General features: G+C 27.0%; 9 protein-coding genes. 7 read left to right on the forward strand and 2 right to left on the reverse strand.

Annotated elements, in window-relative coordinates:
- Nucleotides 1–35 precede the first annotated feature (35 nt).
- The 7 genes from NG918_RS01505 to carB all read left to right on the forward strand — a co-directional run bounded on the left by NG918_RS01505 (nucleotide 36) and on the right by carB (nucleotide 10383).
- Nucleotides 36–542, forward strand: coding sequence for a PH domain-containing protein (locus tag NG918_RS01505; RefSeq protein WP_252215775.1), 507 nt, complete (start codon nucleotides 36–38; stop codon nucleotides 540–542).
- Nucleotides 520–1947, forward strand: a complete 1428-nt coding sequence (locus NG918_RS01510; RefSeq protein ID WP_252215774.1) for a PH domain-containing protein — start codon at nucleotides 520–522, stop codon at nucleotides 1945–1947. Before NG918_RS01505 ends, NG918_RS01510 begins: the two co-directional genes overlap by 23 nt.
- Nucleotides 1948–2149: 202 nt before the next feature.
- Nucleotides 2150–2920: an SDR family NAD(P)-dependent oxidoreductase gene (locus NG918_RS01515; RefSeq protein WP_252224192.1), complete on the forward strand. Its 771-nt coding sequence runs from the start codon at nucleotides 2150–2152 to the stop codon at nucleotides 2918–2920.
- Between the two features lie 470 nt (nucleotides 2921–3390).
- The gene (locus NG918_RS01520; RefSeq protein ID WP_252224194.1) at nucleotides 3391–4203 is read left to right on the forward strand and encodes an HAD family hydrolase; all 813 of its coding nucleotides are present in this window, start codon (nucleotides 3391–3393) and stop codon (nucleotides 4201–4203) included.
- 83 nt (nucleotides 4204–4286) lie between these two features.
- The gene (locus NG918_RS01525) at nucleotides 4287–5744 is read left to right on the forward strand and encodes a methyl-accepting chemotaxis protein (RefSeq protein ID WP_252215770.1); all 1458 of its coding nucleotides are present in this window, start codon (nucleotides 4287–4289) and stop codon (nucleotides 5742–5744) included.
- A gap of 365 nt (nucleotides 5745–6109) precedes the next feature.
- Entirely contained in the window at nucleotides 6110–7159 is a 1050-nt protein-coding gene (gene carA / locus NG918_RS01530) for a glutamine-hydrolyzing carbamoyl-phosphate synthase small subunit (RefSeq protein ID WP_252215768.1), read from the forward strand.
- A gap of 14 nt (nucleotides 7160–7173) precedes the next feature.
- On the forward strand, nucleotides 7174–10383 hold the full coding sequence (carB, locus tag NG918_RS01535; RefSeq protein ID WP_252215757.1) for a carbamoyl-phosphate synthase large subunit: 3210 nt from the start codon (nucleotides 7174–7176) through the stop codon (nucleotides 10381–10383).
- A 48-nt stretch (nucleotides 10384–10431) separates the two neighbouring features.
- Here the strand turns inward: carB and NG918_RS01540 are convergent, their stop codons facing one another.
- Nucleotides 10432–11541, reverse strand: coding sequence for an HD-GYP domain-containing protein (locus tag NG918_RS01540; RefSeq protein ID WP_252215746.1), 1110 nt, complete (start codon nucleotides 11539–11541; stop codon nucleotides 10432–10434).
- A 256-nt stretch (nucleotides 11542–11797) separates the two neighbouring features.
- On the reverse strand, nucleotides 11798–13690 hold the full coding sequence (locus NG918_RS01545; protein WP_252215744.1) for a type I glutamate--ammonia ligase: 1893 nt from the start codon (nucleotides 13688–13690) through the stop codon (nucleotides 11798–11800).
- Between the last annotated feature and the right edge of the window lie 40 nt (nucleotides 13691–13730).

Raw genomic sequence — 13730 nt, forward strand, 5'->3', positions numbered from 1 at the left:
GTGTTTTATAAATAGAAAAACATCAAGGGGGAAATATGGGGAATAAGTTACACAAAAATGCTATTAAATCTTGGGTGATTTCAAGATGTATTGGAACAATATTATTTTTATTCATATCATTAATAGTATTTTATATTATGGAATCTAAATTTGAGATTCAGTGGATAGTGAAAAATTCAAAATATATTTTACTAGGAATATCGATAATAGGACTATTATGTATCATAGATACTATTATAAATCCAATAATAGAATATAAAACATGGATATATGAACTTACTAGTGACAAAATTGATTTTACTCAAGGAATTTTTACTAAAAAAAGAACTATTGTACCAATAATAAAAATAGAGCACATAAAAATTAATAGAGGTCCTATAAATTCAAGACTAGGACTTGCTAATATTGAAATCTTTACAGCTGGGGGATCGCATGAAATACCTAATATAGAAGTTAAAGTTGCAGAAGAGATAGGTGAATATTTAAATAATAAAATAAAAGAAAAGGTTGAAGAATTTAATGAGAAAAACAGAAATTTATAGAGGGCATTGGAGCAATATAATTAAAAGTATAATTTCTAATATATATTTAATATTTATATTGCTATTTGCATTAATAAAAATAAAAGAAGACTTTAATTTTATTATTTGGACATTCGCAATTGGATTTTTTATTGTGCTATATTCAATATTATTATGGAGAAGTAAGTATTTCTATATAGAAGATAACATGTTTGTTTATGTAAAAGGAATGATAGAAAAAACAAAAGAACAAATTCCGCTTAAACAAATAACTACAGTTGATTTAAAAACAACCATTTTAGATAGAATTCTCGGATCTGTGACTTTAAAATTAAATAGTGGTAATGCAACTTTAAATGAAGCAGAATTTGAATTGGTTGTAAAAAAAGAATATGCGTTACTAATACAAAAAGCTGTATCAGGACAAGATGTCAATGAAGAAGATGTTTATAGCAATGTTAAAGAGTTACAAGTAGAGTATAAAGATATAGCAATTTATGCATTAACAAAAAATAAATTTGGATGGATTATGGCTTTATTTATTATAGGAAATAAATTTAGTAAAGTATTTAAAAAATCAGTTATTAACAATGCTGAGAACTACTTAGAATCAGCAAAAGATTATATATTAAATGGTACTATTTTTGATTTAGTGTTGAAGTTATTATTTATATTTGCTTTTATATATGTTTTTTCAACAATAATTTCTATAGGAATAGAAATTTTAAAATATGGTAATTTTAAAATTATAAGAAGCGAAGATTCTTTTAATATAAGGTATGGAACAATTGATTTAAAAGAATATTCTATATCATTAGAAAAAATTCAAGGATTAAAATTAAAACAAAATTTATTACAACAATTATTGGATTTATATAAAATTGAAGCAATAGTTATAGGTGATGATGAAACAAATTCATTACTTTTTCCAAGTTTAAAAGGTTCAGAAAAAGATAAATTTATAAATGAATTTTTACCAGAATATAAGATAACTAAAGATATAGATAAAGCGTCTAAAAAATCAATTTTTAGATTTATATTTAAGAGATGTATAGTTTCTATAGTGGTTTCTTTAATATTAATTTTATTAACTAAGCAATTTTTACCTAAGTTATATATGATAAATAGTTTTAAATTTATTTTGTCATTAATATTATGTACTTCTCAAATTATATTAGGTTATATTGATTATTTAAATAATGGGATAGCAATAGAAGAAAATAATATTTTATTAACAAATGGTTCAAGAATAAAAAATACTTATATAATAAGAAAGTTTAAAGTTCAATCATTACAGGTTAAACAGTCAATACTTCAAAGATATAGAGATATATGCAACTATAAGATAGATATCGCTACAAGTTCTTTTGGTGAGACAATAGAAATAAAGAATATGGATATAAAGAAATATGAAGAGATATTATAGAGATGAAATGTGTAGATTTAATATGGTTAATCTACACATTTTTTAATATATTATAATTATGTTATTTGATATAATTTTATTAATAAATTAAAAAAACATTATATTATATAATCAATAAATTTTATAAAGAAAGTTATTTAATTTTAATATTATTAATACTGATTTAAATTAAGTTATTGTACAGAAAGAGGATGTTAACAATTTGAGGAAGCATGCATTAATTACTGGTGGTACAGAAGGTATAGGATTAGAATTGGCTAAATTGTTTGCTAAAGATAACTGTAATTTGCTTATAGTAGCAAGAAATAAAGAAAAGTTATTACAAGTTAAAAATTATATAGAAAACGAGTATAAAGTGGATGTTGATATTTTATCTGTGGATTTATCTATCCACAATTCTTGTGAAGAAATATTTAAATTTGTGGATAAAAAAAATATAACTGTGGATTATTTAATAAATAATGCGGGAATAGGATCATTTGGATTTTTCCACAAAGGTGAATCAAGATTTGAAGAAAACTTAATAAATATAAATATAGTTTCTTTAACAAATTTAACGAAATATTTTATAGAAAAAATGGTAGAAAAAAATCATGGCGGAGTAATAAATATAGCTTCAACAGCTGCATTTGTTGGTGGACCTAAGATGGCAATGTATTATTCTAGTAAGGCATATGTGTTATCACTAACTGAAGCTTTGTATGAAGAAGTAAAAGATTTAGGAATAAAGGTAAGTTGTGTGTGTCCTGGACCTGTAAAAACATCTTTTCAAAGTAAGGCTGGAATAAAGAAATCTGAAAAGGCTAAAAAGTATTTAATGGATGCAGATAAAGTTGCTAAAATAGCATATAAAGAATTTTTTAAAGGAAAAGCTATTATAATTCCAGGATATAAAAATAAATTATTAGTATGGGGAACTAAATTAATTCCAAGATCAATAAGTAGAAAGATAATATTAAAAAATAATGCTTAAGTTAAGATGATATTTTAGAATAAGGCTCACTGGATAGAGGAATTTACTTTAAGAAATTTAAAAATAAATTCCAATTCCTGTCCGTCTTTATAATAAAATATTGCTCATATAAAATAGAATCATGTTTTAGGAGAATGTTGATATCTGCAATAGGTAAAGTGGCATTGTAATTGGACTTTGAGAATCGTTAAGTGAGAGTCAAAAGTAAGTGTCCAAATTTTATATTTGGGAACACGAACTTTCACACAGTGCAATTTTATATTTTGTTTCTCGAACTTACTCAGCGAAGTCGAGTTTCCTTTTAATAACCACATTTACTGCTTGTCTAAATTTTATATTGGGAGCAAGNNAATTACTCAGTCCACTTTACTTATGCAGATATCAACATAGTTTTAAAATATTACTTATACTAAGATAATAATAAGTTGGGTTAGTATTTTTTAATAGCAAGTAGTAATTAGGGGGAAATTATGGAGAAATTTTTTTATGGATGTTTGTTAATTTCAGATATGGATGGAACATTATTAGATAGTGATGGTAAGTTATCTTATGAAAATAAAAAAGCAATAGATTATTTTATAAGTAAGGGTGGAAACTTTACTTTAGCTACTGGAAGAATAGTGGCATCAGCTGGGAGATTTTTAAATGATATAAATGTTACTTTACCAGTGATATTGTATAATGGAGCAAAAATATATGATTATAAAAATAATAGAGTTATTTATGAAAAGTTTATAGAAGATGAGAGAAAAAATACAATTACTTTAGTAAAAAATGATAATCCTACTCTTGGAATTGAGGTGTATTCTGAGGAAAAAGTATATATTTATTCTTCATGTAAATATACAGATAGATTTTCAAAACTAGGATATCAAGTTATATATAATTTACCTACAGAGGTTTGGAATAAAAAATGGACAAAGGTTCTTATTGTGGGAGAAGAAGAGGAAATAGATGTACTTGAAGAAAACTTTATAAGGAATTATGGTAACGGAAATATAATAAGAAGTGGTGCTAGATATTTAGAAATAGTACCTAATAATACTTCCAAAGGAAAAGCTATTGAAAAATTAGTAGATATATACAATATAAAATCACAGAATCTAATAACCATTGGTGACAATATGAATGATATTGAAATGGTTAAATTAGCTGACTATGGATTTTGCGTTAGAAGTGGAGCGGAAAGGTTAATCAATAATTCGAAATTTATAGCACCAAGTAATGATGAGAATGCAATAGATTATGTAATTAAGTGGATTAATAATAATATCATAAAATAATAGCTTAAATTACAAAATTTTGTTAAAAGAAATAAATTAAAAACGATAATTAATATAAGGATATTAAGAAGGAGAGGTTTTATATGTTTAATAATAAAAATAGGGTTATAAGTGAAGTTATAAATAATATTTCTAGATTAAAATTACCAAAAGAGAATATAAAAATAGATAGAGATGTTTTAGATAAAGTTAAAGCAATACATATGAGATTGAATAGTGGTAAGGATAAATTTCAAGATATAACTAGATTAGTTTTAAATTCTGTTATTCAGATGAGTAATTTAGATTTAACTTTAAAGGATAAAGAAGAAAAGATAGAATATGTAACTGGCGAAATAGCTGAATTAATGGAAAGTGTGTCCAACACATCTGAAATATTATCTAGCACATCAGAAGAAGTAACAGCTGCACATACTGATATGACACAATCAATATCTGATTTATCATTGAATTCTACAACTTTATTAGATTCCATAAAAAGAAGCGAGGATGAATTATTAGAAATAAAGGTTTTTTCGGACACAGCAATATCTCATTCTATTGGAATGAAAGATGATATGAGTAATTTAATTCATGTAATAGAAAATGTACAAAATGTCATAAAAGCTATAAGTGAAATATCAGAACAAACTAATCTTTTGGCTTTAAACGCGTCAATAGAAGCTGCAAGAGCTGGAGAAAGTGGACGAGGGTTTGCAGTAGTTGCAGAAGAAATAAGAAAGTTAGCTGATGAGACTAAAAATTTAACTAATAGTATGTCTGATTTTATAACTGATATTGAATCTGCATCTAATAAAAGTAATGCTAGTGTTGATGATACTGTTGATTCTTTAGGAAAGTTAAATCAAAATTTAGATTCAGTTGTTAAAACAAGTAAAGAGAATAGAGAGCGTGTTAATAATATAAATGAATCAATAACATCTATTGCAGCTAATAGTGAAGAAATAAATACATCTATGGATGAAGTAGCAACTAGTATGAGAAAATTTGATGAGGATATTGAAAAATTAGGTGAGGATACGATAGCATTAAAAGATATAAGTAATACGTTAGGAAGCATTATAGAACCCATAAGTTTAATGGAAGAAGATTTAGATAATGCATCTAAAATAATAGGTACTTTAGTTAATGATGAATATTATATGATAACTAATAATTTGTTTATAGAAACAATTAATAAAGCAATTACAGCTCATCAAAACTGGCTACAAACTTTAAGTAAAATTGTTAATGATAGAGAAATATCAGCACTTCAAGTAAATGAACATAAGTGTGGATTTGGACATTTCTATTATTCTATGAAGCCTAAAAATGAAAAAATATTAGTAATTTGGAATGAAATAGATGAAAAACACAAAGTATTCCACTCTTATGGAAGAGACATAATATCAAGATTAAAATCAAATATTAATGATAATACTATAAGAGAAATCTACAGCAAAGCAGAAAAACTCTCAGTTGATTTAATTAATGATTTTAAAAAGATAATAAATCTTGCTAAAGAGTTAGATTCTTCAAACAAGAATGTATATAATAATTAGTTTGTAAATTATTCTTATAAAATTGTTATAGTCAAAAATAATAGTAAATATATTTAAATAAAAAATAATCTATTTTTCTTGACAGTATATGTACGATAAACTACAATAAGAAACAAGGTAAATATATATAAATAAATATCTGTCTAAAGATACACTTTAAATTGGTCCAGTGAGGCCAGAAAGGAGTCTATTTCTATGATATATTATGAGTTAGAAAAAAATAATACAGCTTTGTTTAAAGCAATTAGTATACTTGATAAATATGTTTGGATAGTAAAGAGCTCTCTTTTATGGTTGTCTCTTTAGTATCCTTTTATTTTATATAAAAATATAAATTTTAAAACATAGATTAAGGAGGATTAATTATGAAAGCAAAGCTTATATTGGAAAATGGTATGGTTTTTGAAGGTAAGGCTTTTGGATATTTAAAAGAAAGTATTGGGGAAGTAGTATTTACTACTGGAATGACAGGGTACCAAGAAGTACTTACAGATCCATCTTATTATGGTCAAATAGTAACTATGACTTATCCTTTAATAGGGAATTATGGTATAAATCTTGAGGACATGGAATCAGATTCAATAAAGGTTAGAGGATTTATCGTTAGAGAAAAATGCAATTTACCAAGTAATTTTAGGTGTGAATTAGAACTAGAAGATTTCTTAAAGCAAGGAAAGGTTATTGGATTAGAGGGCATTGATACAAGAGCTTTAACTAAGGTTTTAAGAAACAGTGGAACAATGAGAGGAATCATTGCATTAGAAGATTTAGATGATAAATCTATAAAAGAAAAAATAGCTAGTTTTTCTAATAAAGAAGCAGTAAAGAATGTTACTACTAAAGAAAAGTATGTAATTAACGGAAGTGGAAAACATATAGCTATAATGGATTTTGGAATAAAACAAAATATAATAACTAATTTCAAAAAAAGAGGTTGTAAGTTAACAGTATTTCCTGCAACAGCAAGTGCAGAAGAAATTTTAAGTGTTAATCCAGATTTAGTATTTTTGTCTAATGGACCTGGAGATCCAGAGGATTTAGATTTTGTTATAGAAAATGTAAAAAAAATAGTAGGTAAAAAGCCTATTGTAGGTATTTGTCTAGGACATCAATTATTAGCATTAACTTTAGGTGGAAAAACTACAAAGCTAAAGTTTGGTCACAGAGGATGCAATCATCCAGTTAAAGATTTAGAAGAAAATATAGTTCATATAACTTCTCAAAATCACGGTTATGTAGTAGAAACATTACCAGAAGATGTTGAAGTAACTCATGTAAATATAAATGACGGAACTGTAGAAGGATTAAAGCATAAGACTTTACCAATATACTCAGTCCAATTCCATCCAGAGGCATCAGCGGGTCCCAAGGATAGCGAATATATATTTGATAAATTTTTAAAATATGCACTATAGGAGGATGAAGATAAATGCCATTAAATAAAGATATAAAAAAAGTTTTAGTTATAGGATCAGGTCCAATAGTTATAGGTCAAGCAGCTGAGTTTGACTATTCAGGAACTCAAGCTTGTGAAGCTTTAAAATCAGAGGGAATAGAAGTTGTTTTAATAAACTCTAATCCAGCAACAATAATGACTGATAAAGAAGTTGCAGATAAGGTATATCTAGAGCCTTTAACGTTAGAATTTATTGAAAAAGTTATTGCGAAAGAAAGACCAGATAGTTTACTTGCAGGAATGGGAGGTCAAACAGGACTTAACCTTGCTGTAGAATTACATGATTCAGGCATTTTAGAAAAATATGATGTAAAAGTAATAGGAACATCTATTGAATCTATAAAAGAAGGCGAAGATAGAGAGCTATTCAGAGATATGATGAACAGAATAGGAGAACCAGTTATAAAAAGTGAAATTGTTACTGACTTACAAGCAGGTATAGATTTTGCTAGTAGAATTGGATATCCAGTTATAGTAAGACCAGCTTACACATTAGGTGGATCTGGTGGCGGTATTGCAGATGATGAAGAAGAGTTAAGAACAATACTAGAATCAGGTCTTCAATTAAGCACAATAGGTCAAGTTTTACTTGAAAAAAGTGTTAAGGGCTGGAAGGAAATAGAATATGAAGTAATGAGAGATTCTTATGGAAACTGCATCACTGTATGTAATATGGAAAACATAGATCCTGTGGGTATACATACAGGTGATAGTATAGTTGTTGCACCGTCACAAACACTTTCGGATAAGGAATATCAAATGCTTAGAACAGCATCTATAAATATAATAAATGCTGTAGGTATAGAGGGAGGATGTAATGTTCAGTTTTCATTAAATCCGAATACATTTGAATATGCAGTAATAGAAATTAATCCTAGGGTTTCAAGGAGTTCAGCTTTAGCATCAAAGGCAACAGGATATCCTATTGCAAAACTTGCAGCTAAAATAGCTCTTGGATATGGATTAGATGAAATAAAAAATGCTGTAACTCAAAAGACATATGCATGTTTTGAACCAACACTTGATTATATTGTAATAAAAATACCAAAATGGCCTTTTGATAAATTCTTTGGTGCTGATAGACAGCTTGGAACTAAGATGATGGCAACCGGAGAAATAATGGCTATAGGAGCTAATTTTGAGCAAGCATTTTTAAAAGGAATAAGAAGCTTAGAAATAGGAAAATATTCTTTAGATCATAAAAAATTTAAAGAACATAGTATGTCAGAACTTAAAGAGTTGGTAATGAAACCAGATGATGAAAGAATATTCGCTTTAGCAGAAATGTTAAGACGTGATTACATGATTGAAAGAATAAATAAAATTACTGGTATAGATAAATTCTTCTTAGAAAAAATTAAATGGATAGTTGAAGAAGAACAAAGATTAAAATTAAGCAAGATAGAAGATTTAGATAAAGAATGGTTACAAAACTTAAAGAAAAAAGGTTTTTCTGATAAAGCAATAGCAGATATGTTAAAGGTAAGTCCAGAAGATATATATAGATTAAGAGATATTTGGAGCATAAAACCATCATATAAAATGGTTGATACTTGTGGAGGAGAATTTGAAGCATTATCACCATATTACTATTCTACTTATGAACAATATGATGAAGTTGAAGTATCAAACAGAAGAAAAGTAATAGTAATAGGGTCAGGTCCAATAAGAATAGGTCAAGGAATTGAGTTCGATTATGCATCAGTTCATTGTGTAAAAGCATTAAAGAAACTTGATATTGAAACTATAATAGTAAATAATAATCCTGAAACTGTAAGTACTGATTTTGATATATCAGATAAGTTATATTTTGAACCATTAACAGAAGAAGATGTTTTAAATATAATTGAAAAGGAAAATCCATATGGAGTAATACTTCAATTTGGTGGTCAAACAGCAATTAAACTTGCTAATTTCTTAAAGGAAAAAAATATTAAGACTTTAGGAACTACAGCAGATCAAATAGATATGGCAGAAGATAGAGAAAAATTTGATGAACTATTAGAAAGATTAGATATATCAAGACCTAAAGGTAAAGGTATATGGTCAGTAGAAGAGGGATTAGAAGAAGCAGAAAGATTAGGATTTCCAGTACTTGTTAGACCGTCTTATGTAATTGGTGGTCAAGGAATGGAAATAACTCATGATGAAGAAGAATTAATTTTCTACTTAACTAATGCATTTGCAAAAGATAAAAAGAATCCAATACTTATAGATAAATATTTAATGGGTAGAGAAATAGAAGTAGATGCTATATCTGATGGGGAAAATATTCTTATACCAGGCATAATGGAACATTTAGAAAGAGCAGGAGTTCACTCTGGGGATAGTGTAACTATGTATCCAAGTCAAAATGTTTGTGATGAAATTAAGGGGAAAATCTTAGAATATACTAAGAAGTTGGCTTTAGCAATAGGAATAAAAGGAATGATAAATATTCAATTCATAGAGTTTGAAGGAAACTTGTATGTAATTGAAGTTAATCCAAGAGCATCAAGAACGGTACCTTATATAAGTAAGGTTAGCAAAGTACCAATTGTTGATATAGCTACACAAGTTATGATGGGGGCTAAATTAAATGATTTAGGATATGGAGTAGATATATATAAAGAACCAGAACTAGTTTCAGTTAAAGTTCCAGTATTCTCAACTCAGAAATTACCGAATGTAGAAGTTTGCTTAGGGCCTGAAATGAGATCAACAGGAGAAGTTTTAGGAGTAGGTAGAAATTTAAAAGAAGCTCTTTATAAAGGTTTTGTAGGTGCTAATATGTATCCATCAAAGGAAAAAGGCAAAATACTCGCAACAATTAATAAGCATAATAAAGCAGAATTTTTACCGATAGCTAAGGATCTTGCTAAAGTTGGTTATAAGTTTATAGCAACAATAGGAACATGCAATTTATTAAGAGAAGAAGGAATATATGCAGAAGAAGTTCGTAAGATAGATGAAGAAAAGCCTAATATTTTAGATATAGTTAAAAATAGAGAAGTTGATTTAGTAGTTAACACTCCAACTAAAGGTAATGACTCTAAGAGAGATGGTTTCTTAATTAGAAGAGCAGCTGTTGAGAGAAATTTAGGAGTTATTACTGCATTAGATACACTAAGAGCAATTGCAGATGTTGAATTAGAAGAATTTGATAAAAGTAAGAACTTAGAAGTATTTGATATAGCTAAATAAATAAGTTATAAGTAAAAAATGTTACAATTTAATTATTGTAACATTTTTTTATGCTTCATATTTTATACTGGATATTACTATTGACAATTCAGTCAATAAATTAATACGAGATCCAATAATTTTCTTGTTATCACTTTTTAATATTTTTATTTGAGGTCTAAGAGGATAATTTGGAAAAGTCTCTTCAACTATGCCAACATCACCATTACTTAAACATACTATAGTTCCATTTGGGAACGGTATTATAACTCTAGAAAATACTTTAACCATTTCATAATCAAAGAAAGTTCCTGAGTTAGACATTATGTATTCTAATGCATCACCAGGATACATAGCACGCTTATATGGTCTATCAGACGTTAAAGCGTCATATACATCTGCAATGCTTACTATTTTAGCCATATAATTAATTTTATTTTCACTTAATCCGAAAGGATAACCTAAGCCATCTACTCGTTCATGATGCTGTAATATTATTAATTTACTATTAGAATTAATATTATATAAATTGCTTAAAAAATTATATCCTCTTTCAGGATGTTTTTTTATAACATCAAATTCTTCAGGAGTTAATTTACCAGGCTTTAATAGTATATCTTTGTCTATAAATGTTTTACCTATGTCATGAAGCAATGCACCACTACATAATTGAATTAGCTTTCTTTTTGGGAGTTTTAAACTTATTCCTAAAACTAAAGATAAAACAGCTACATTTACAGAGTGTTGATAAGTATAATTATCCATATTTTTTATATCTACTAAAGAAATTAATAAATTTTTATTAGATAATATATTATCTAATAATTCTTCTGAGATAGTACTTATATTTTCAAAATATTTTAGTTCATGTTTTGAATAATTATTAATTGAGCATTTTTCAAAGCTATGAAGTGAAGAAACTCTTTGAATATCATTAAATGTTTCTTTAAGAATTCTAATAGCTTTTTGACGTAGTTCAGGTTTTATTATATCTTCTATTTCATAATCACTATATTCATCGATTATATATATTGAAAGTATACTTAACTGCTTGATTTTTTGTATTAAAGGTTGCGTTAATTTTACACCCTTTTTTAACAAAATCCTACCCTCGGAATCATATATAGTTTTACCTAATATAGTGTCTTTTTTTACACATTCAATTGGTATTAAACGCATGATTAGCACCTCATAATTAATATTATAATATAATATTATTCCCATAAATTCAAATAAGTATATAATTATATCAGAATATAGAAAAAAGTTTTTTGTTAAACAATTACACTTTATTATATCATATATAGGATATTTAGACAAAACTTGCAATAAAAAATGGGCGAAAAAGCACAAACTTTATCACCCATTTTTTATTTAGAAAATACTTAAGATTATTAAGTTTTATATTTTAAGTATCATTTAAATACAACTTTGTTTATATATCTAAAAGATTTTTTCTATAAGAAGAATATAAATTTCTAAGAAGTCTCATTTTATCTTCAAGTTCAATATATAATTCTGATGCTTTTGCGTAATCTTTACTTACAAATGCTATCTTAATTCTTGTAAATAAACTTTTAGTAGTATAAGTATCTTTCATTATATACATTCTTAGATCATTTATTTTCATCCAGTTAGACACATCTAAGTCTAAAGCTTTATCTAATGAATGAAGTGATGAAAATGATCTTATTTCATTAATGTAATTATTAATTATTCTGTGAATAATTTCAGTAGTCCATCTTTGTAATATAGCTAATTTAAAGCTATTTATTATTTCTGATGTCATTACATTATTTTTCTTTAATATTTCAACTTTTTCAGGGTATTTATCTAATTGTGATAAATTTTCATAAATAGTTGCAGGAGCTATACCAAAGAATTTATTTCTTTCATCTTCTGAGAAGTCTTCAAATACATCTGCTTCACTTCTATAAGCTCTTTCTTTTTCAAGATAATCGGCATCTTCACCTGGTTTCTTTGATAATTCAGCAAGTAATTCATCTTCTGTTTTGTTTACAGCATATAATATACCATCTAGCATTGACATATAAGAAACTGCCATTGTAATATAAGTATTCGAATGTGGATTTGGAGATCTAAGCTCAAATCTAGTAGCTAAAGGAGAATCTAAATCCCTAATTAATCCAACTAAGATAGATCTATTTCTTGATGGATTTTCAGGACTCTTACCAAGTGAAGTTACTATACATACTGGTGCTTCAAATCCGGGTTTTAATCTCTTAAGTGAATTATTTGTTGAAGAAATAAATGGATTCATAACTTCATAGTTTTTAAGAATTCCCATTATAGCCCCATATCCTATTACACTTAAGAAGTGATTTTTAGGACCATTAAATATGTTTATTATTTTTCCGTTCTTTAATTTTAAACTAATACTTAAATGGGTATGCATTCCAGATCCGGCTACTTCTTCTATTGGTTTAGCCATGAATGTTACTTCAAGACCATTTCTTCTGAAAGTTTCTTGAGCTAATATTCTTACAAATAACTCATTATCAGCAGATTGAAGTGCATCTGAATACTTCCAATCTATTTCTATTTGTTCCATAACATGATCAAAATTACCAGATGAATTTAATTTAGCTCTTACTCCACCAACCTCTTTATGACCCATCTCAGGTTCAAAATCATATTTTTCCATTAAAAGAAGTGTTTCTTCAAGTGCTGTTCTAACAGCTCCTTTTGTTCTAGTCCAATAATGTTCATGTAGTACTTGAGACGTTGATAATTCTTCTACTTCAGCATTTTCATTAGGTGTTTTAACCCAAAATTCTAATTCAGTGGCAGAAGTAACGATTATATCATCTATATCATCAGGGGTAATATCATAAATATTTAAAAGTTCAGGTTTGTTTTTAAATAAGTTAGATAGAGTGTCCTTAACAGCAGAGACAGATGCTTTAAGAATGTGTCTAGAATCAACAGGTTTGTTATCATGGTATAAGAAGCATGGTATTCTTAATGTACCTACAGGTCTGTTAGTCTCATGGTCTATAAAGTTAAAGTTATAATCAACAAACCACTTGCTATCTAGATCAGTAATCATATCAACTTTAGCATTGTTCAATGTAGCAATACCAGGCAATACTACTGAAGAACCATCTGTTTGAACAGCAATTCCGTTTAAGTATGAATCTATATTTTCTAAGAAAAGCTTAACTGGAATTTTTTCATCAGTATCATTACCAGATAAATCAATACCAACAAATGAGACGAACTTAATTTGGCTATTTTCATTTAATATTGCATTTAGATCTTTAGCGTTATGATTCTCTTTTTTAATAACATAAAGTAAATTATTCATATAATAAGCAGTTACAGATAATTCTGTAAGTTGCTATTCA

Source organism: Clostridium sp. ZBS2 (assembly GCF_023845855.1).
In the GTDB taxonomy this organism is placed as follows: Bacteria; Bacillota; Clostridia; order Clostridiales; family Clostridiaceae; genus Clostridium; species Clostridium aquiflavi.